The following is a 23,251-nucleotide window of genomic DNA, read 5'->3' on the forward strand; positions in this document are numbered from 1 at the left end:
TATAAGCGATATATTATTCAATTATACATTAAACAGCAAATCAGCGTAAGTTGGCATCGGCCATAATTCAGCATCTATCATTGTTTCAAGCTTATCACCATCAGCTCTTAATTCACTCATGGCAGTAAATACTTCATCTCTATACGCACAAGCTTGCTTATAAGTATCCCCGTGCATCTCAGCAGCTTCAGCAGTAGCCTTCTCCAACTTTTCGATATTCTTCTTGAAAGATGCCAGCGTACCGGATACATCCTTAAGGATTTCTGCCTGAACGCTTACATCAGCATCTATACCTGTTAATTTAACAGCGTTGATGGAAGCCGCCAATTCATTAGCAAACTTAATTGCTGCAGGAACGATTTGTCTCTTGGACATTTCGATCATGGTCAATGCTTCGATATTAATTTGTTTAATATAAGCCTCTAAATTAATTTCAAAACGTGAATATAACTCGGCTTTGCTTAATACACAATGTTTTTCAAACACTGCAATTGATTTTTCACTAATAAGATGCTTAACTGCTTCAACAGTAGAAGAAATATTTGGCAATCCTCTTTTTTCTGCTTCAGCAACCCATTCATCAGAATAACCATTACCATTGAATATAATTTTCTTATGATTTACTACAACTTCTTTACAAAGCGCTTCAACTTCTGCATTAAAGTCTATTGCCTTTTCTAATCTGTCGGCAATTCTGCTTAGCGTTTCAGCCACGATAGTATTTAGTACTACATTCGGACCTGAAATAGATGCAGAAGAAGGCACCATTCTAAATTCAAATTTATTACCGGTAAACGCAAAAGGCGATGTTCTATTTCTATCGGTTGTATCTTTGGGTAATGCCGGTAACGTATTAACGCCGATCTTAAGTTCTCCTCCCTGCTTTGAAGAACTAGCTGTACCTGCTGCTTCCAGTTGTTCCAAAATATCTGTCAACTGTTCACCAAGGAATATTGAAATAATTGCAGGAGGTGCTTCATTCGCGCCAAGTCTATGATCATTTCCCGCATTGGCTGCAGACATTCTCAACAATTCAGCATATTCATCAATTGCTTCAATGACTCCGCAAAGGAATACCAGGAATTGCGCATTTTCATGAGGGGTATTTCCGGGATCAAGCAGATTCTGTCCGTCATTTGTGCTCATGGACCAGTTATTGTGTTTACCTGAACCATTGATACCGGCAAAAGGCTTCTCATGTAATAAACATGTCAATCCATGTCTAGCCGCAACCTTTTTCATCATTTCCATTGTTAACTGGTTATGATCTGTTGCAATGTTTGTAGTTGAGAAGATCGGTGCAAGTTCATGCTGTGCAGGAGCAACTTCATTATGCTGTGTCTTTGCAGATACTCCCAATTTCCATAATTCATTATTAAGCTCTTTCATGAATGAAGAAATTCTTTCTTTCAGCACACCAAAGTAATGATCTTCCAATTCCTGACCTTTCGGCGGTTTTGCACCAAAAAGAGTTCTTCCTGTAAACACCAAATCTTTTCTCTTATTATATAGTTCTCTGTCAACAAGGAAATACTCCTGTTCCGGACCAACAGTCGTAATAACTCTTGTAGCAGTCGTATTACCAAAAAGTTTTAATACTCTTAAAGCTTGCTTTGAAATTGCCTCCATAGAACGAAGCAACGGGGTTTTCTTATCTAACGCTTCCCCTGTATATGAGCAGAAAGCTGTAGGTATGCATAAAGTAACTCCTGCCGGATCCTCTTTTAAAAACGCAGGTGAAGTACAATCCCAAGCAGTGTAACCTCTCGCTTCAAAAGTTGCTCTTAAACCACCGGATGGAAAAGATGAAGCATCGGGTTCTCCTTTAATCAATTCTTTACCTGAGAATTCCATAATGACTTTTCCGTCAGCAGTTGGAGATATAAAAGCATCATGCTTTTCAGCAGTTACACCGGTCATCGGCTGGAACCAATGTGTAAAATGAGTAGCACCCTTTTCTATTGCCCAATCTTTCATTGCATTTGCAACAACTTCCGCAACAGCCGGATCTAATGGCACTCCCCCATCAATAGTCTTTTTTAAAGCTTTATATGTCGCTTTAGGAAGACGCTCTCTCATTACTGCATCATTAAAAACATTACAACCAAACATTTCATTTAAACTAGTCGCTTCACATTTCATTTTAACATACCCCTTTCATATTTTAGATTGACTAAAAAGTAAAAGGCGCTCCTCTAAAACATATGCCGTGAACATATGTTTTGGAAACGCCATTGTTTCGTTTAATTAACCAATTCAATACCTTATTTAAAATAATACTATGATTCTTCTAAAAAAGCAAGTTAAATTTTATAAAAATACGTATTTTTTTTGCAATAACTTTATATTATTCTTTCATAAATTAAATCCTCAGGAATATCTCTTATTTAACACTATGCGAGGTTAAAATGCTATAAATACCAAAATTCTTTAGACTCATATACATTCTTCGATATCTGCTATTCAAAGACTTTCATTTGTTTTGCAATTTCTCTAAATCTAAAATTCAATACCGGGTATATGCGTTTTTTTCATGCTCATTTTTAACAGTCTTCTCTTTAAGGTGTAAAAAATATCTAAAATAATAGAGTTCTCCTCAATTAATATAGCACCGTATTATTAACAAGCATCTTCTCTCTTTTAAATCCAACATACTAATGAAACCATACGATTGAAATCATGATTTCAATCGTATGGTTTTACGTTAGAAATCTATTTACCTATTCATTTCACTATCCACACCATCTTTTTTATGGCTTTTTATAACACCTGAAATTTCATTAAAATCACACGCCGGCATATCCCCCGGAACCGTATTCTTTATTGCAGCCATTGCATTACCAAATTCAAGGGCTTTCTGCAGGTCATTGAATTTAATGATTCCGAAAAGCGCCCCCGCCAAATACGCGTCTCCACTTCCTATTCTATCTATAACTTCAATTTCTTCATAAGGCTCTTCTTCAAAAAATTTATCTTCCGGCGCACTGTAAATTTTTGAATTCCATGTATGTCGTGTAGGACTAAGTACTTTACGCATGGTAGTAGCAACTATTTTTGTACCGTATTTCCTACTATAATTCTTCATGATTTCTTCCAATGTGCCTTGCTGCTGCAGCATTCTACGCGAAGTTTCTTCCGACACAAAAAGGATATCAATATACGGCAATATAGATGTAATCGTTTCTCTCGCAGTATCTTCATCCCATAATGAAGCTCTATAATTCACATCAAACGATATAAGCACTCCATTTTCCTTGAACTTCTTAATCATTTCAATTACTACCTGTCTCACACTTTCATTCAAAGCCAAAGATATACCGCTCACATGAAATACCTTTGTACTGTTGTAAATAGAAGGGTCAACTTCTTCCAAGCTAATATTAGTTATTGAAGATGCATGGCGGTCATACACTACTGTTGGTTTTCTTGGATGTGCACCACTCTCATAAAAGTACACCCCTAATCTCTTATACGAGGAAGTATCATATACCAGATAATCGTCACTTACACCGTAAAACCGGATTTTATTTTTAACGAACTTTCCTATCTCATTATCCGGCAGTTTTGTCACAATACCTGTTCTAAGTCCCAGTAGCGAAATCCCCGAAACAACATTCAATTCGGAACCACCGGCTTTTTTTTCGAAAACTTCGCCCTGGGATATTCTTTCCTTATCCGGCGGTGATAATCTTAACATTACTTCACCAAAGCCAATAACATCGAATTCTTTATCCACATTTAATTCCTTTTCTAAAATCATATACGCCTCCTATAATAATGATTGCAATTTTTCTTAGTTATTTATTATTCTACATATTTTTTTAATACCCTTTTTTTAATAAATAAAATAAGACAATCGCTTTAGTGAATTAATGTACCTCCGGCACCAAAAGTTAAGGTAAACTCTCTTAACGTTAAAAGATTTTGAAAAAAACTACTTGTTTTTCAAGTAGTTTTTTTTAAGTATTTATAAATTATTTATAGTATTTATATAGTTTACAGCCAATTGGAGAACTTATTCTGTGAACTGTGAACCGTAAACTTACTTAAAACTCTCTTTCAAGAAAATCCCAGAAGTTCTTACCGAATATTTTTTCAACATCCCTTTGGATTTCCTCTTCTTCTATTGTCCACCCTGTAGCTATGATATCATTATATTTATCAAATAGCACATCTGCGATAATCTTTCTGGAATGTGTCCATTTGTATATGAGTTGGTCCAGCATCCTTGCATCCGAGTGTTGCGGGATAACACTTGGGCCGAGCAGCTCGAATCTCATTCTGGTCATTTCTTCAATTAAACTTGGGTTATTAAGGAACCACCAACATCCAAAAACAAGGAGGTTTCTGAATTTTCTGGCTGCCACACACAATTCATGCTGGTTTTCTCTGGCAAGCATGGTTACTAAAAATTTATTATGAGGATACTTTGCGCACAGATATTCAACGGTACCAACATCACCTTTGCCAACACTATCACCCGCTACTTGAAGTTGAGGATTCACTAATTTCTTTACCCCTATCATCATTGCAAAGGGTACATTTCTCTCCAGAGAAACAGGTACAATACACTCTTCGACGATTTTAGACCTGGAAGACTCCTCAGGTACTACAAAATCTGGCGGCAAAGATGCTGCCATGTATAAAGGATTCATTCTGTCAATCCAGTCATTTAAAAAGCGTCGAATCTCTTTCAGCGTATTTTCATCCAATTCTTCTTTTACATCATATCCCCATTCTTTTAAGCACTTATACTTTGTATTCCATGCATTTAGCAGCGGGTCAATTCTTAATGCTGTTTTAAATCTTTTATCCGCTTTATAATCACCCAACCATACTTCTCTTTCAGCATCTTCAAACGGATCATTGGTCATCACGATGCTGCTTACGCCTGCTACTTCAAAAACCTTGTCGATATATTGATCAACGGTCATCTGTTTAAAATATTCCCTGTACGAGTTTAAATCACGGCTTGAAACATCCAGTCCCAGTTTTTCCAAAACCGTAAGTACCCCTCTGCAGGCCTCACTATAAGGTGAGTTTTTAATAAACAAGGTATCCCAAATCAAATCCGCTTGTTCCTGCTTTGACATTGCCCAGTACTCGTCATAAGAAATATCTACCCAGCGCATTGTTTCCGCTATAAGATAATGATATGTGACAAGTTCATCTACACCCCATAATAGTAAATCATTAAAGTCAGTAGTAAAAAGATGGGTGTGTATGTCCGTAATCTTAATATTATCTATCATTCGATCTACTGCCTTGCGAAGCTCATAAGTATTTTGAATTTTCATATTCGTGCCTTCTTCTTTTCAATTCTTAATATTAAACATCAACGGTTTAACTGTAAGCGCTTTCATCATATATAGGCTAATTATACTATACTGTTTGTTTATTTTCAATAATTAATGCAAAAAATTTATGGGACAAGTATAACCAAACAGATATATACCTTTCCAACTTATATATCATTGCTTCTTGGCAGCGCCCACTGCCGCTCAATCAGCGCTTCAGTTTACTAATAGATATCATATCAGATATTTCATATCTTTAGGTTTGCTATTAGATTTATCTGCAGATATTATAGAATAATTAAAATTCTACATAGTTATAATAATGAATGTATTTCTAATCACTTAGAAATCCCTATTGACAATAATATTGTGCAAAAGTATAATTATATCGTAAGCGCTTTCATTTTATTAGAATGGTGATGAACATGAATATTTATGATATAGCTCGTGAAGCCAACGTATCCATCGCAACTGTATCACGTGTCATTAACAACCATCCACAAGTTAGTGGAAAAACCCGTGATAAAGTCAATGAAGTTTTAAAAAAACATCACTATACCCCTAATGCGATTGCGCGGGGGTTAGTAGTAAAATCAATGAGAACCATCGGTGTGCTTACAATTGATATCCGCGATATATATTATGCAAATGTAGCCTATACGATTGAGCAGGAATTTACAAAACTGGGATACAGCGTTATTTTATGTAATACTGGCGGTGATGCCCAGCAAAAAATCAATTATTTAAAAATGCTGTCCGAAAAGAAAGTGGATGGTTTAATCCTTGTCGGGTCAGTGTTTAGAGACAAGAAAATAGACAAGACTATCTCTCAAATCGCAAAAAGCTTGCCTATTGTGATGGTGAATGGTTTTCTTGAGACAGACAATGTATACTCCATTATCTGTGATGATAGCTACGGAACATCGGTTTGTGTAGACTATCTTGTGAAAAAAGGCCATAGAAATATTGTATATTTGCAAGATGCGGACACCTTTAGTGCACAAGCTAAATTAGAAGGATTTAAAAAAGGCTTGGTCAAAAACCACCTGGAACTCACCCCTTCTTCCATATTTAAAATAGAAAAAGGGTTGTTAGGCGGCTACAATGCTATAGCACAACTAATAGCATCCAATCAAAAGTTTACAGCTGTTATTTGTGGAGAAGATATCACCGGTGTTGGGGTTATTAAAAAGTTACAAGAACTCAATCTAAATATCCCTAATGATGTTGCTGTTATCGGTTTTAACAATTCCATTATTGCGCAATGCTGTTCCCCGGAACTTACTTCTGTAGATAACAAAATGGAAACTACCGGAATAGGTGCAGTAAGGATACTCAATGATATTTTCGAAGGCAGAAATGTGCCTTCAAAGACAGTAATCACGCCGGATTTTATTATAAGAAAAAGCACGTGAGAGGCAATTAACAATTAAAATAATAGGAGGGTTTTAAATGACAAAATTAAACAATGAGTTATTAAATGGTACTTTTAAATTTCCTAGTGATTTAAAAGTAAGTGAAAACCAAGAGTCACCTGAAAAAGTACTGCAATTTGGTGAAGGAAACTTTTTAAGAGGTTTTGTAGATTGGATGTTCCATCAATTAAATAAGAACAATTTGTTTAATGGAAAAATTGCTGTTGTACAGCCTATTCAACATGGATTGGTTGATATGCTGAATGATCAAGATGGACTGTATACATTATTTCTAAGAGGTATTCAAAATGGCAAGGTGGTGGAAGATAAAGAAATCATTTCTTCTATTAGCAGAGGAATCAATCCTTACAGCCAATTTGACGAATACCTGAAATGTGCTGAAAATCCGGAGCTTAGAGTAATTATCTCCAATACTACCGAAGCAGGAATCGCTTATAATGCCGATGAAAAATTTGAAGATACTCCCCCGGCATCTTTTCCCGGGAAATTAACAGTATTACTGCATAAAAGATTTAAAGCTTTTAATGGTGATGCTTCAAAAGGCCTTATCATTATCCCCTGTGAATTGATAGATAGAAACGGAGATAATCTTAAAAAGATCGTACTGCAACTTGCGAATGAATGGAATCTGGGCAGTAACTTTATCTCCTGGATTGAAAACGCAAACTACTTCTTGAATACATTGGTAGATAGAATCGTAACAGGTTACCCAAGAGATGAAGTTCAAAAACTTACAGAAGAATTAGGATATCAGGATAATCTCCTAGACACGGCAGAGATATTCCATCTATGGGTCATTGAAGGCGATAAAAAACTATCGGAAGAGATTCCTTTTACAAAGATAGGGCTAAATGTCATCTGGACGGATGATATGACACCATACCGCACAAGAAAAGTAAGAATATTAAATGGTGCTCACACCATGACCGTGCTTGCTGCCTACCTTCATGGTAAAGACACTGTTAAAGAATGCATGGATGATGATGTGATCAGCAAGTACATGAATAATGGAATCTTTAATGAGATCATTCCTACTTTGGATTTGCCAAAGGCAGAATTGGAAGAATTTGCAGCGGCAGTTTCAGAAAGATTCGCAAATCCTTTTATAAAACATTATCTGTTAAGTATCGCTTTGAATTCTACTTCTAAGTTTAAGACCAGAGTATTGCCTTCCATACTGGAATATATAAAGAGAAAAAATGAACTGCCAAAAACGCTTACTTTCTCTCTTGCTGCTTTGCTTGCTTTTTATAAAGGTACGGAAATAAACGAGAATGCTTTGATGGGTCAAAGATCCGGCAACGAATATAAAATCATGGATGATATGCCTGTTCTTGAACTGTTCAAAAAACTATGGTCTGACTATGACGAAACAAAAGAAGGTACTGAAAATCTAGTGAAGACTGTTTTATCAAATACCGATATGTGGGGAACCGATTTGACTGGCTTAGATGGTTTTACCTCTACCGTATCCGGATATTTATATGATATACTCACTATAGGCGTGAATGAAGCAATAAAGAAAATACTATAATATTCCGGGGTTTGGAGCCAAGAGTGGGAAGAAAGCATACTCTCCCCACTCCCCACTCCTTACTCCCCACTAAAATGCGAGGGATTACAATGATAAAAAGCGATAAATTAATTAAGATTCATGAAAAAGATAATGTTGCAGTTGCATTGGAAGCTATTCACCAAGGTGAATCGGTTGTATTGGGTGACTTTGAAATTACTGCAAAAGAGGATATCGACAAGGGACATAAAATAGCATTTAAAGACATTCCGGAAGGCGATCATGTAATAAAATACGGCTTCCCTATCGGGCATGCAACCCGTACAATCTCTGCCGGAGAATATATCCATACCCATAATATTAAAACCAATCTAAAAGGTGTGTTAGAATACAGCTATCTACCGGAATTAAGCAAAGACAGCGAAAGTTTTAATAACAGTTTTATGGGATATGTGCGAGAAAACGGTGAAGTCGGTATTCGGAATGAAATATGGATTGTTAATACTGTCGGTTGTGTAAATAAAACTGCTGAAATTATTGCCAAAGAAGCTAACAAAAGATTTGCCGGTAAAACCGATGGCATCTTTGCCTTCCCGCATCCTTTCGGATGCTCCCAACTTGGTGAGGATCATTTAACCACACAAAAGATTCTGGCAGACATGGTCAATCACCCCAACGCGGCTGGTGTGCTTGTTTTAGGGTTAGGCTGCGAGAACAATAATATTCCTGAATTTAAAAAAGTTCTGGGTGAATATAATGACAAACGGGTAAAGTTCTTAATTACACAAGAAGTAGAAGATGAAATTGAAGCCGGGTTAGATATAATAGATGAATTGGTCGAATATGCTCAAACCTTTGAAAGAGAAGAATGTCCGGCGTCCAAACTCATTGTAGGCTTAAAGTGCGGCGGCTCGGACGGATTCTCCGGCATTACCGGCAACCCGTTGGTTGGCGCTCTTTCAGATGTATTGATACAACATGGCGGCACAAGCATTTTGAGTGAAGTTCCTGAAATGTTTGGTGCAGAAACCATCCTCATGAACCGTTGTATCAATGAAGAAGTATTCAATAAAACAGTAGATCTCATTAATAATTTTAAAGAATACTTTATAAAGCATGATCAGGAAATCTATGAAAATCCCTCTCCGGGCAATAAAAAAGGAGGAATCTCTACATTAGAAGAAAAATCTCTTGGCTGTACTCAAAAGGGCGGAGCAGGGAATGTAGTAGATGTATTGGATTATGGTGAAAGAGTTTCTATCCCAGGATTAAACCTATTAAAAGGCCCGGGAAATGATATTATTGCCTGCACAGCGCTTATGGCTGCCGGTGCTCATATCATTCTCTTTACCACCGGTCGTGGAACGCCTCTGGGGGCCCCGGTACCTACGGTAAAGGTTGCTACCAACTCCGACCTTTTCACCCGCAAGAGCAATTGGATGGATTTTAATGCGGGACAGCTCCTGGAAGGAAAAGATATCAATACCGTTAAAAAGGACTTCTTTGAATATGTATTGAAAATCGCCTCCGGAGAGATAAAAACAAAAAATGAAATAAACGGCTATCGTGAAATATCTATCTTTAAGGATGGCGTAATATTATAAAAAACTATCTATACAATTTTGTGCAACATACCTTCTTAAAAACCCAAAAACAGACCTTGCGGTTTTCACAAGGCCTGTGGTTCTATATAAAAGAATCGTCTTTTCTTAATCAAAAATAGTATTCAGATATCAGCATCTAATCTATGTTGGATAAAATTATCCAACATAGCTGGATGCGAATAAAGCGAATTTTGTAAATATTGATACACTGGCTAAAGCTGTAAATATAATAATATCTTTCATTGATCTCACCTCCTGTAATTTCTATACTCTTATTATACGCTTTCATGATTGGAAAAGTAAGGGTTTAATTAGCCAAATTATACCTAATCCGATAGTCGTTTTTATGTATATTGCACATAACACCGATATGTTTTTTGGTTAATATTTCAAAGGTAACATGATATATAAATTCGTCAATTGTAATTTTAAATTTGCTTATCAGCAATAAAAAAGAGCAAGCTGTTTGCAACAACTTACTCTTGAACTCATCAGTATTCAAGTTTTATATATTTATAATAATAAAAACTCAATATATTCAAAGATTTCTTTAAATCTTTTATCATTGACTGGTAAAACATCAGTAATTTCTCTTTATCTTGGTCATCCATGGGGCTTTTACTAAATTTCGCCTTGATGTATAGTTCTGTTATACCATAAAAACTATCACTACCATTTGTAAATTGTAAATCTACCCTCTTGGCATATTCCAGAGGTGTTTCTCCGCGTTCCATATCAAAATGATAAAGCCTCAAGATTTTTAGTATCTTCTGATATATATTTATAACACTGCTTTTGGCATGCTGATGTTTTATTTCTATAATACTTGTCTCAAAAATAACTCTGCGCACAATCACCACCAATAGTATAATTCCTATCATCAGCGCAATCATACTAATGATTATTTTAACTATCTCTTTAGCAAAACTTAACCTTCCATCTATAGATTGTTCTTTCAGTCCCTGGTCTAACACTATCTCTGCTTCACCCATAATTGATTTCATATAATCTTCACTGTACGTTTCATCAGCGGGCAATGCCTGGCTGTCTTCTTGCTGCGTATCCAGAAGCGTATTAAAGGGTGAGGTTGGCTCAAAGCGTACCCAACCGAAACCTTCAAAAAATACTTCTACCCAAGCATGCGCCAACTCATTGGTAACTTTATACACCCCGTCGCTGCCCGGTTTCGCAGGCAGAGCATACCCTTCTACATATCGGGCAGGGATTCCTAGTGAACGTACCATCATGGTCATCGCACTTGCGTAGTATGTGCAATAGCCTTTCATTGAATCAAATAAAAAATACTCCACAAAATCTCTCCCCTCCGGGGTATCTCCGGGGGTAAGGGTGTAGGTGTAGTTGGAACTCAAATACTTTTCGATTGCCTTTACTTTGTCGTAGCGGTTCCCACTATCTTGCGTAATTTGTATCGCGAGGTCTGAAACCTTTTGAGTGATATTCTCTTTTACCGTATATTTTTTGATCATTTTGTCATATTTATTTTTTAAACTATCGCTTTTTTCAAGTACCGCCTTTATTGCGTCAGGATCACTTACTCTTAACAACTCTTCAACAAACGGGTTAGACCTGTCTACCACCCTGTATTGAATGCTGTATTTATTATCATCGCTCGTTTCCCCCCTAAAATAAAATTCTGCATTGCTGTTAAAGATGAGGCTTGCGTCTTCATCTTTTGCCTCCAATAGTCGAATGACGTTATCAGGATAAAAAAGCGTATTGGTTCTAAACCCAACTTGCTCAATTTGTGCATCTCCATGCAAAAATGCTTGATTATACAACTGATTACTGATTCTTCGGAACCTTGTTCGCTTAAACATTTCAACAAATAACCTGCGGTCACTAAAATAGTTATCGGTAATATAGTCTTCAATGCTGCTGCCTTCTATGGAGAATTCCTCAAGCTCCTTGCTAATCCAACTATTACCTGTATAATAATCTTTCACAGAACCTTTCAAATAGATTCTGTGGTCGGACTTTACATTTAGAACCTGCCGGTTATCCAGTACGATATTTCCTCCAATGGCACTTCTATTAGGTTGAAAACCTGTTGATACTAAAGAAAAGTCACTTCCTTTCCATTGACCAACATCATTAAGCCAACTTTGGTTGTCATACCACCGGCTAAAAACATCGGCACCTTCATCCAACCATTGAGGCCTTTGATAATCCTTCTCTACCGATACCGAGGACACCATTAGTATAATGAATAGTGCGATAGGCATAGCCCAGAGAACGTATATATATCCTAAATGCTGACTTGCCGTTGAAAGCATGTGTTTGGTTCTCTTATTAAAGACTTCTCTGCCAAATAATGAGATCATACAAAACAAATAAATATACAGTCCGGCATCATACATTCTCAACCCCATGTTGATACATACAATATAATAGATCAAGCCTCCAGCCATCAGAAAATAAAAATGATATCTCTTTAAGATAAAAACAAAAACCCAGCCGCATACCATTAACACCAAAATAATGGTCATATAGATACTAAAGGAATCGTTTAAATATTGATACCCCTTTATATATTCGTATAGCCATATAAAAAACTCTTTTGCAGTGGCGAAAAACTTTTCAAATAGTTTTAACTTCATCATTGTATATCCATGGTATAAAGCCATACAAACAGCTAAACAAGTACCCGAAATGATAGTAATGCGGTTTATAAAAAATATATTTAGCAAGAACATAGTAAGAAGACAATATTTCAATACCGCTTGCTTGGATACTTCAAAACTCATAGAATATGTGATGGAAAATACGAGATTCCAGCTAAATAATAGCGATATAAAATTATATGTGATTAATCTACTTAATCTGCTCAATTTCATCGTTACATCTCCAGCGTCTTTTTTATTTCATCTGCATGACTAATGGTATAGACAAAGATGCCATTTTCCTGCAGCCCTTGTAAAAAACGAGAAAAATCTAAGCTTTTTCTATCTATTGCTGATATAGGATATATAAATATTACATCCTTACCCGCAAGTTTTAAATTCACCAAGCGGTTAAATAAGCTCTCGGAACAATCAGTTCCAATCACTATAACTTCATTGCATTCTGCCAAGTCCACTCTGCTTAGATGAAGCATATTGTCAAAAGGAAATATCTCTTTAAAATCCGCCCGAAGCAATTTATGATAAACCTCTCTAAACTCTCTTTTACTGCCTACTCTTAATCTCTTATCGCTGCTATCGTTAAAACATAGATGGATAGGTATTTCTTTTCTTACGAAAAAGTTTAATACTGCTATGATAGTTTCAATGATAATATCTTTTACAAGTGAATTATTCTTATCAATTTTCATTAAGCAGCTAATATCTGCAAGCAAATAGGTTAAACTGCTTTGTGGATTGCTGAACTTTTTTGACATAAGTTCATTTCTTTTGGCAGAAAGCTTCCAGTGGATACTTTTAAGCGGCAATCCCGGTATATACTTATTTACTTCTGCTATTTCAGAATAGTCTTCCATACCTATTTTGCTTGTAAAATGGATAGAATCACTGTTTGTAGTCCTTCCCACTTTAAAACCATTCAGCTCTACAATTTTTGGTAAAATTTTGATTTCTTTTTTTCCATTACGAGGTTTGGATGTTATTTCAAAAAATCCAAAAAAGTCTCTAAAATAAAAGGACTTGATCCCTATATGATATATTCCTATGTGTTCACAAATAATTTCTTTATCAATATCATACCTGTTGAGCGGATTGAGATAAAATGTCTCATCTTCAAATATTTCTTCTGCAGTAAAATCATCAGCATAAAAATTCACTTGAACAAAGGGATATGGAAAAAGATCTTTATTATAAACTTTACATGAATACCTTAATACATGCCCTCTTAATATTTCGTTTTTATCCATTTGCTCTACATATTTATATCTTAACACAGCAACCACTAAAAACAATAAGGAAATAAAAGGGATAAGAAGCATTGTAATAAATATTGCAAATAATACCTTTTCCCCGCTATATAACGCTGATATGCAAAAACATGCAAATACAAAGAAATAAAGAACATTTCGTTTGAACATCTTATCCTCCAATTCATCATATAAATATAAATATTAATCAGCTATGGGAACATCGACAGCACTCAATATCGCTTCTAGTACATCCATCTCGTCACCATATTTAAGGCTCACTTCGGGCTTTGCAATAAGACGGTGTCCCAATACCGGTGCTGCCATCCTCTTAACATCATCAGGTATTACATAGTCTCTTCCCTGGTATAATGCCCATGCCTGTGAGGCATGAAGCAAAGCAAGCGACCCTCTGGGGCTTACTCCCAGTTCGATATCATGATGATTACGCGTAGCTCTTATAATATCTACAATATACCGGTTTATAGACTGGTCAACATAAACTTTTCTCACCTGCTGCTGTAGTGAAATAATCACTTCCGCATCTGCGACAGATTGCAATTTGTGAAGTGGATCATCACTATGAAAACGTTCTAAGATTTTTATTTCTTCCTGATAATCCGGATATCCTATCCTGATTTTCATAAAAAACCTATCCAACTGCGCTTCGGGCAAAGGAAATGTACCGATATATTCTATAGGGTTCTGTGTAGCTAAAACCATGAACGGATTGGGCAGTTTATGGGTATTTCCGTCAACCGACACCTGTTTCTCTTCCATGACCTCAAGCAGGCTGGATTGCGTCTTAGGAGTCGTCCGGTTGATTTCATCAGCTAACAAAATATTTGTCATGACCGCACCGGGATGATATTGAAACAAGCCGGTCTTCGCATCATAAATAGTTAAACCGGTTATATCCGACGGCAAAATATCCGGCGTGAATTGTACTCTCTTAAAATCCAAGCTTAAAGATTTTGCAAGAGAAGATACCATTGTCGTCTTACCAACTCCCGGTACATCTTCAATCAAAACATGACCTCCGCAAATTAAAGAGATAATCATCAATTCGATAGAATGTCGCTTACCTACTATCACATTTTCTATATTATCAATGATTTGATATAATATTTGAATCTTGTTTTCCATATTCGTTCCTCCGAAAGTAGATTTCTGATTATTGACGTTATAACAACGGAAGTAATTGCGTAAGCAATTACTTCACACCGTTTCAACGAGGCGGGAGATATACTCACCGCCTGTTTAATTTAATCGGTACCCGCCCACCTATAGAGGTGAGGAACATCTTTTCGCCTCGTTATAAAAAGTGCTCCGATCATGTTATTATTAACATAAAGGAGCATACCCCATTATCCATACATCCATACTATTATTTAAGATAAACATCCATCATTCTAATAATTGTTCACTATCCTCCCATTCACTTCGACTCACCAGTACTTGCCTAGGCTTGCTGCCTTCATAACCGCTGACTAAACCTCGTGCTTCCATTTGATCTAATAGACGTGCAGCTCGGGAATAACCGATCTTAAATTTCCTCTGAAATAATGATGCGGATGCCTGTCCGAGGTCTATTGCAATTTCAATTGCTTGCGGCAGAAGCTCATCTTCATCTATTGTATCCGCATGTACGGCTTCATTCTGCCCGTCAATATTTTCAATAATATCTTCATCATAGCTTACCGAAGAGTTGGACTGAACAAAAGATACTACTGCCTCTACCTCACTATCCGATATAAACGCACCCTGTACCCTTATTGGCTTTGATTCGCCCATAGGATTAAACAGCATATCCCCTTTTCCTAACAGTTTCTCCGCTCCCCCCATATCCAAAATGGTTCTGGAATCTACTTGTGAGGATACTGCAAAAGAAATACGTGACGGGATATTGGCTTTGATTAATCCGGTGATTACATCAACCGAAGGCCTCTGTGTCGCTATCACAAGGTGCATACCCGCAGCCCTCGCCATTTGCGCTAACCGGCAAATAGAATCTTCTACTTCACTGGGAGCTGCCATCATCAAATCCGCCAATTCATCGATAATGATCACAATCTGAGGTAATATCTCTGTTTCTCCTCGTTTCTTTAATAAGGCATTATACCCTTTTAAATCTCTCACATTATTGTCCGCGAAAAGTTGATAGCGGCGGTTCATTTCTTGTACTGCCCAATTTAATGCCCCCGACGCTTTTTTAGGCTCAGTAACCACCGGAATAAGAAGATGGGGTATTCCGTTATACACTCCTAATTCCACTACTTTAGGGTCTATCAAAAGCAGCCTTACCTCTGCCGGTGATGCTTTAAATAAAATACTTGCAATTAACGTATTAATGCAGACACTTTTCCCTGAACCCGTTGCACCGGCTATAAGGAGATGAGGCATCCTTGCAATATCCGCAACCATATGGTGTCCCGCTATATCTTTTCCTATCGCAAACGCAACCTTTGACGGGTGGTCCTGAAATTCTCTCGACTCGATGACTTCTCTTAAAAACACCGGAATGGTTTGCTTGTTTGGTACCTCGATACCAATTGCCGCTTTTCCGGGTATCGGCGCTTCCATCCTCACATCTTTAGCAGCCAGATTCAACGCAATATCATCCGAAAGGTTAACAATCTTACTCACTTTCACTCCCGTATTAGGTTGAAGTTCATATCGTGTTACAGATGGACCTTGGCTGATATTCAACAGTTTCACACCTACCCCAAAACTCGCAAGGGCTTCTACTAATTTTTTTGCATTTATCTGAGCATTATACTCCATATCGGTACGGTCTAACATCATATTATTTTTATTTAATAAATTAACGGAAGGATATAAATGGTCATTGGTTTTATCACTATGATGGCTATCAGTTTGAAGAGGCTTTTTTTTAACCGCAACCGCTCGTACTTTACGGTTGGCATAAATATACTGCCTGTCCGCCTTTTCAGCATATTGGACAGCTGTTCGTTCAGAATCTTCATGGCTCATCGTTTCCACTTTGCGATGATCGTGCTGCTCCATACTATCGTATAAATATTCGGATTCATCTATATTCACATCATTTTCTTCACTATTCTCTTTATAGCTATCATTTTCACAGATGCTTCTTTCGTCCTGATAGAGGTAATCTGTGTTTTCAATTTTTTCTTGATCATTCATTGTACTTAAGTCACTGTCATCTATCACGATAGGATGTTCCCCAACATCCTCCTGGATATCTGCTTCCTTCTGTACCGTTTTTGCCGGAGGATTAATAGGATCAAATGGAGACCGGTAATGAAGAATCTTCTTTTCTTCCTTTACTTCTACTTGTTTCATAGGGCTATTTTGTTTTCTTCTTAATATGTCTTCATCGGACCAATTAAAATTGGCTTTTTCAAGTTTTCTAAGCTTTTTAGGCATCTGCTTACTATCCATTGACATATGCAAATCCGGTTCAGATGTCAATGCTTTCACTGCAGCACCGGATGTTTTAGACGGCACACTCACATGCCGGCCTTTATGATCATCCCGGTTGAAATATGCCAAAATTGCCCAAGATATAATGACAGTGCCGATCATTTCTAATGCAAATATTAAAAAGAATTTTATTAATGAAAGCCCGGAAAAAAAAAGAGCTATCACTGCAAATAAGCCTATTATAGCAAAAATATAGTATAATGATTTATTTTTCTTATGTTTGGTCTTTCTTGTTTTATTTAATTTATGGTTAGTGCTATGTTCAATTTTCATTACTATTCCATACCTTCCTCAGAAAATTGTTACAGATTACCATCTATACTATATCATAAAATTTGCTTTTTTCCAATCCCTTGAAAATTGCTGATGTATCATCAAACACTTGCATTTCCGGGAGTCGCTTTCATAATTATATCATTTTAAATTAGGACTGTGAACAATAATCCTCAGTTGGTATATTAGAATATAATAAGAGTGTATATTTCCGCTGTGGCAGCTCAGATAATACAAAAAAGTGCATACAAGATATCCTATATGCACCAAGCCTATAACTTACATTTATTTTCCCAGCATTGCCGCTCCAATAATCCCTGCATCATTTTCCCAATAGGAATGCTTTTACAAGTCTCGTTTTTGCTTGCTGTGTTCACTATTGCCGGGGGGTTTATTGTTTTTACTGCTGTTGATAAGGGGTTGTTAAAACATAATTTTTTCCATAATTATTATCCCAATTATTTGCACAATCTTTGAAGCAGAAGTTCACAGTTTCCTTAGTAGGTTGTACATGCACTGTTGCTTCAAATTTATCCTGTTCGATCTTTTCCATCCTCACATCTTGTACATTAAAGAAGTTTTCACCTTCTCCAATATGAAGGATCACATGCGCTGCACCGGATTTTGCCAGTAAACCGTCATAGGTTATTTTTAAATTATCCCCATTTCTAACTATTACAGGATTAACAAAGATTCCATTCTGATTATAAGGTTGTTTCTTCATATGGTCATCTCCTATTCATTTTGACCCTTCTCATGTTTTCAGGTCTAGTAATAGTATGATAGCGAGTAACCATTATTATTCTGTTAATGTTAGGTATAGACATGCTGCTTTGAAGTTAACTATATCTATATATAGCTGAATCAAATAAGCGATTATATAATAATCCGTATAGGAAAAGCCAGGTTTATAAAAACAGTCCCTGACTTTTCGTTATTATCAATATTGTTCAATTAACGTCCTTATGATCTTCCACGCTGCAATTTTTTGATCATAGTGCTGTGTATTTGCAGGACTTGTGGATGGAAGCCGGTAAAATTTGATACCGTTAAACCTATTAAATCCGATATACTTTTTAAAAGAACTTTCTGCTTTTGCTCCATTAAAGCAAACATGCTTTATATTTGGATATTGTTTTAAAAAAAGAGTAAAATCATTTATCTCTTCATTTCTGATATTTGCATCCAGACTTCCTTCCCGTTCACAGCTATTGATCACGTCCCATAATGCCAGACCATGCTCTTTGAGAAATATAATTTTCTGCTTATAATCATCATTAACGGATTCATCAAATATCGAACAGATGATTTCCCAGAAATGATTCCTTCTATAAGCATAATACTGCTGCATTTTTAATGATTCTTTTCCCGGCATAGATCCTAATATTAAAACTTTTGCGTTTTTATCTACTATGGGACCAAAGCATTTAAGCATTATCTGACTCACCTTTTATTAATAATCATTTTCTTTTAAAATAACATCATGGGCGCCGCCTTCAACAATACTTGTTGAAGATACCAACGTAATCCTTGCGGTATTTTGCAGTTGTTCTATAGACCTGGCACCACAACTGGACATCGTAGATTTTATCTTACCCAGCGTAACATCTAGATTATCTTTTAGTTTTCCCGCGTATGGAACATAACTGTCTACGCCCTCTTCAAACTTTAGGCTTTGACTTCCTCCCATATCATAACGATGCCAGTTCCTTGCCCTATTGGATCCTTCTCCCCAATATTCTTTCACATAGCTATTGCCGCGTTTAACCTTTTTAGTAGGACTTTCATCAAACCTTGCAAAGTAACGTCCCATCATTACAAAATCAGCACCCATTGCTAATGCCAGCACCATGTGATTATCATGCACAATACCTCCATCTGAGCAAATAGGGATATAGATTCCTGTCTTCTCATAATACTCATCTCTTGCTTTTGCTACTTCAATCACAGAGGTTGCTTGTCCTCTTCCGATCCCCTTCTGTTCTCTTGTTATACATATGGAGCCCCCTCCAATACCCACTTTAACAAAGTCGGCACCTGCCTCCACCAAGTATAAGAATCCTTCTTTATCGACAACATTTCCTGCACCGATCTTAACATTCTTGAATTTTTCTTTTGCATATTCTATTGTTTTTTTCTGCCATACCGAAAATCCGTCAGAAGAGTCGATGCAAAGGATATCCACTCCTGCATCCAGCAGTGCAGGAATTCTTTCTTCATAGTCCCTTGTATTAATTCCAGCCCCAACGATAAGGCGTTTATTTTGATCCAGCAACTCATACGGATTTTGTTTATGTTCATCATAGTCTTTTCTAAAAACAAAGCAACGAAGCCTTTGCTCATCATCTACGATAGGTAAAGAATTTAGCTTATGTTCCCAGATGATATCATTGGCTTCACTTAAAGTGATTCCCCATTTCCCAAAAATCAGCTTAGAAAAAGGTGTCATGAATTCCTGTACCTTTTTATCCAGCGGGTCCCTGCTTACCCTATAATCTCTGCCTGCTATAATGCCAAGAAGTTTTCCTTCGGATGTACCATCCTCAGTTACCGCAATGGTAGAATGCCCTGTTTTTTCTTTTAATTGAAGGACATCCTTCAAAGTATTATCTACTTTCAAATTTGAGTCACTAGGCACAAAGCCTGACTTATATTTCTTCACTTTTCTCACCATTTCAGCTTGTCTATCAATAGGCTGGGAACCATAAATAAAAGATAATCCACCGCATCTTGCCAGTGCAATAGCCAAGCTGTCATTTGAAACTGACTGCATAATCGCAGAAACGACAGGAATATTTAATTTAAGGTCACATTTTTCACCCTTTTTAAACTTAACGATCGGGGTGCTTAAATCTATACGATCGGGTATGCACTCTTCTGTCGTAAGATTTGGTACTAATAAATATTCACTAAACGTTCTAGATACATCATTGTAAATATATGCCATTTTATACCCTCCTCAATAAACTTAACATATTTTATATCATTTTGCTGTGCTTGTCAAAAGCTATTTGCCGCTATCGGATACATTTTTTCGTTGATAAATATTATTTCATAAAGTATACAAATACTATACGATTTTCAGAATTTCATTCGGTGAATTTACCATATGGTCCGGGCTCTCCTGCCGGGCATTTTCTATTATATCATATCCCCATCCAACCCATATTACTTTTATGTCACTTTTTTTACATGCGATGATATCTCTCAACTCATCCCCAATATAAATTACTTCGGCAGTCTCTAACTTATTTGTTTTTAAAAATTTTTTAATGATTCTATCTTTACCAAAAAGATTATCAGAACATAAAACCTCTTCAATGGTATTTATTTGATTATTTTCAAGAAATTCTTTGATATTTTTTTCAGAATTTGATGATATGATTGCCAAATGATACCCTTTATTATTCAATTCATTTAATAATTCTTTTATTCCATCAAACAAAACAACATTTTTCATAGCATGCCTGTATAGACTATAAAAATCTACTGCTAAGAATGGAATTTTATACATTGGCAAACCTAAATAATTACATCTTTCCGGGATAGATAAACTCCTTAAATATTGTATATCTTTCTCCAAAATCTTTTTAAATTTATGCTTTTCAGCAAGTTGATTAATAGCAGATATGGCAACATCTTTGGAATCAACCAGTGTCCCGTCAAAATCAAAAACAACATACTTTATCACGGTCGACGCCCCTTTATTCTTTTCTTTAACGTTTTAACGTTCATAACATATTTTTCTATTAACACACTTTGAAAGTAATTATACTATTATTCTAATTGTAAAAATTATAATTGTAAAGATGCCATTACATCTTTGCATATTTTGATGTATGAATAAGTAGAAGTTAGATGCAGCAAAGACCTCCGGCAGTGAAAAATTATGCCGGAGGTCTTTTGTTATCATTAGATTAAATGCTTTAAAGTTCTATGTAACATTAAAACAATTCAATATTAACTTTAACAACAACCTTCCAAATAATTCCAAATGGTTTTTACATCAATTTCCGGGTACATGCTCAAAAATTTTATAAGTTCCGATAGAATCGTCTTTATGCCTCCAGGTTCTCTAGATTCAATATTCAGCGGCATCAAAGGATCATGAAGGGAAAGCCTAAGCAAAAACCAGCCGTTTCCATTATTCTTATTAAAAGAAACCCGGATGCCTTCATAGTTGTCTGTTGCAACTATCCAGCCTTCTGATTTTTCAGCATATCCCTTCAATTGGTCGATGATATAGTTCCCATATACTGTAAAGTCCTTCTCCAGAATATTTAGCCTGAACTCTGTAGCTTCTACGGGTTCCTTAAGATCATCCAGCAAAACATCTATGGTCTTCCCTTCCTTCTTTAGCCTTGCAATTTTTATAAGAACTTTTGATATCAGATATGCACCATCATCCAAGAAGTAGTTCTCTTTAAGCGCACCATGTCCTGATGTTTCTATTGCAAGATGACTCTCACGGCCTTCATTATTCAACCTTACAGCTTCGTTAATGACATTCTTATAACCACGTTTGAATCTATGATGAATACCTCCGAGTTTTTCTTCTATAAAAACTTTCAATTCATCAGACGTTATAGAATCAGTTACCACCACTGTTCCAGGATGCTCCTCCAACACAATGGAAGCCATAAGCGCTATGATCCTATTCCTGTTTATTTCTTTTCCATTTTTATCTACAGCTCCGGCACGGTCAACATCGGTATCAAATACTATTCCAAAATCTGCTTTATTATCAAGTACTGCTTTCTGAATGCTTTCTATCGCTTCTTTATCTTCAGGATTCGGAATATGATTCGGAAAGGTTCCATCAGGGTCTAGGAATTGACTGCCGGAAGTATCAGCACCTAATGGCAGCAGCACCTTTTCCGCAAAAAAACCGCCTGCACCATTTCCTGCGTCTACGATTATATGTAATCCTTTAAGAGGTTTCATATAATCTTCAATATCATTGCAATCCTTACGGATCTTATCCACCAAATGTGCAGCATAAACAGAAATAAAGTCAACCTTATGAACCGATCTTTTCGTCTCTCCAAGTAGAAATTGGCTACATTCCGCTGTTTCTAACAGTGAGGTGATATCACTCTTTTCAAGTCCCCCGTCCCGTGTAAAGAATTTTAATCCGTTTCTATTAAAAGGAAGATGACTTGCTGTAAGCATAACCGCTCCATCATATTGGTATCCATGCAGCACTGTTGACATAAACATTGCAGGTGTTGATGCCAATCCAAAATCATAAACATCGCATCCTAGACCCGTCATGCCATTTATTACACCCTCTGTAAGAGCATGAGCGGATAATCTTGAATCATGCCCTACAGAGATACGAATATTTTGTAATAGCTTACCGGTCTTTTTAGATAACCAAATACAAAATGCACATGCAATTTTCTCAGCAATATGCGGTGTTAAATTTATTCTTTCCCCTTCAACACCTTCAAGTGCAACACCACGGATATCACTTCCGTTTTGTAATTTTCTCCATTGCTCTTCAATCATATCCACCCTCCTGCAATACTTTTTATTTTTTCTTTAGTTGATTTTTAAGCATATTTTGACTAAAGAAATCTAGTTTGTTTAACGTTAAACTTAAATGCTAAAAACTCATATTTTGTACGGTATTCATTTGATATTAACTTTTATACTACCCATGCTTTAACTATTGCACACAACCTAGGAATGGATATATAATATATCTACAAGTATATTTAACGTTAAACTTTATTATTATTTATATATTATTCTACATTAATTATAAAAATCCT

At 36.3% G+C, this 23,251-nt stretch carries 15 protein-coding genes; 3 read left to right on the forward strand and 12 right to left on the reverse strand.

Annotation, left to right across the window (positions count from 1 at the left end):
• Window positions 1-21 precede the first annotated feature (21 nt).
• From QKW49_RS06010 to QKW49_RS06020, 3 genes are all read right to left on the reverse strand, one after another.
• Window positions 22-2,142: a glutamine synthetase III gene (locus QKW49_RS06010; protein ID WP_282866646.1), complete on the reverse strand. Its 2,121-nt coding sequence runs from the start codon at window positions 2,140-2,142 to the stop codon at window positions 22-24.
• A gap of 574 nt (window positions 2,143-2,716) precedes the next feature.
• The gene (locus QKW49_RS06015) at window positions 2,717-3,760 is read right to left on the reverse strand and encodes a sugar kinase (RefSeq protein WP_282866647.1); all 1,044 of its coding nucleotides are present in this window, start codon (window positions 3,758-3,760) and stop codon (window positions 2,717-2,719) included.
• 286 nt (window positions 3,761-4,046) lie between these two features.
• Window positions 4,047-5,297: a glucuronate isomerase gene (locus QKW49_RS06020; RefSeq protein ID WP_282866648.1), complete on the reverse strand. Its 1,251-nt coding sequence runs from the start codon at window positions 5,295-5,297 to the stop codon at window positions 4,047-4,049.
• Window positions 5,298-5,722: 425 nt separating this feature from the next.
• Between QKW49_RS06020 and QKW49_RS06025 the strand changes: the two genes are divergently transcribed.
• From QKW49_RS06025 to QKW49_RS06035, 3 genes are all read left to right on the forward strand, one after another.
• Window positions 5,723-6,712: a LacI family DNA-binding transcriptional regulator gene (locus tag QKW49_RS06025; RefSeq protein ID WP_282866649.1), complete on the forward strand. Its 990-nt coding sequence runs from the start codon at window positions 5,723-5,725 to the stop codon at window positions 6,710-6,712.
• A gap of 37 nt (window positions 6,713-6,749) precedes the next feature.
• The gene (locus tag QKW49_RS06030; RefSeq protein ID WP_282866650.1) at window positions 6,750-8,267 is read left to right on the forward strand and encodes a tagaturonate reductase; all 1,518 of its coding nucleotides are present in this window, start codon (window positions 6,750-6,752) and stop codon (window positions 8,265-8,267) included.
• 89 nt (window positions 8,268-8,356) lie between these two features.
• Window positions 8,357-9,850 carry an altronate dehydratase family protein gene (locus QKW49_RS06035; RefSeq protein WP_282866651.1) on the forward strand — a complete coding sequence of 498 codons (1,494 nt, stop codon included), beginning with the start codon at window positions 8,357-8,359 and terminating at the stop codon, window positions 9,848-9,850.
• Between the two features lie 491 nt (window positions 9,851-10,341).
• Here QKW49_RS06035 and QKW49_RS06040 read toward each other — a convergent pair whose 3' ends face one another.
• The 9 genes from QKW49_RS06040 to QKW49_RS06080 form a co-directional block, all read right to left on the reverse strand.
• Window positions 10,342-12,705: a transglutaminase domain-containing protein gene (locus tag QKW49_RS06040; RefSeq protein WP_282866652.1), complete on the reverse strand. Its 2,364-nt coding sequence runs from the start codon at window positions 12,703-12,705 to the stop codon at window positions 10,342-10,344.
• 2 nt (window positions 12,706-12,707) lie between these two features.
• Window positions 12,708-13,907 (reverse strand): DUF58 domain-containing protein, encoded by a 1,200-nt coding sequence (locus tag QKW49_RS06045; RefSeq protein ID WP_282866653.1) that lies wholly within the window; start codon window positions 13,905-13,907, stop codon window positions 12,708-12,710.
• A 33-nt stretch (window positions 13,908-13,940) separates the two neighbouring features.
• Complete coding sequence (locus tag QKW49_RS06050) at window positions 13,941-14,882, reverse strand: MoxR family ATPase (protein WP_282866654.1); 942 nt, start codon at window positions 14,880-14,882, stop codon at window positions 13,941-13,943.
• A 261-nt stretch (window positions 14,883-15,143) separates the two neighbouring features.
• On the reverse strand, window positions 15,144-17,474 hold the full coding sequence (locus QKW49_RS06055; RefSeq protein ID WP_282866655.1) for a DNA translocase FtsK: 2,331 nt from the start codon (window positions 17,472-17,474) through the stop codon (window positions 15,144-15,146).
• Window positions 17,475-17,874: 400 nt separating this feature from the next.
• Window positions 17,875-18,198, reverse strand: a complete 324-nt coding sequence (locus QKW49_RS06060) for a carbohydrate-binding protein (protein WP_282866656.1) — start codon at window positions 18,196-18,198, stop codon at window positions 17,875-17,877.
• Window positions 18,199-18,414: 216 nt separating this feature from the next.
• On the reverse strand, window positions 18,415-18,909 hold the full coding sequence (locus QKW49_RS06065; protein ID WP_282866657.1) for a DNA-deoxyinosine glycosylase: 495 nt from the start codon (window positions 18,907-18,909) through the stop codon (window positions 18,415-18,417).
• 18 nt (window positions 18,910-18,927) lie between these two features.
• Window positions 18,928-20,421: an IMP dehydrogenase gene (locus tag QKW49_RS06070; protein ID WP_282866658.1), complete on the reverse strand. Its 1,494-nt coding sequence runs from the start codon at window positions 20,419-20,421 to the stop codon at window positions 18,928-18,930.
• A gap of 123 nt (window positions 20,422-20,544) precedes the next feature.
• Window positions 20,545-21,165: an HAD-IA family hydrolase gene (locus QKW49_RS06075; RefSeq protein WP_282866659.1), complete on the reverse strand. Its 621-nt coding sequence runs from the start codon at window positions 21,163-21,165 to the stop codon at window positions 20,545-20,547.
• 275 nt (window positions 21,166-21,440) lie between these two features.
• Window positions 21,441-22,985: a phosphomannomutase/phosphoglucomutase gene (locus tag QKW49_RS06080; protein ID WP_282866660.1), complete on the reverse strand. Its 1,545-nt coding sequence runs from the start codon at window positions 22,983-22,985 to the stop codon at window positions 21,441-21,443.
• Window positions 22,986-23,251 lie beyond the last annotated feature (266 nt).

The organism is Petroclostridium sp. X23 (genome assembly GCF_030013905.1).
Lineage (GTDB): Bacteria > Bacillota > Clostridia > SK-Y3 > SK-Y3 > X23.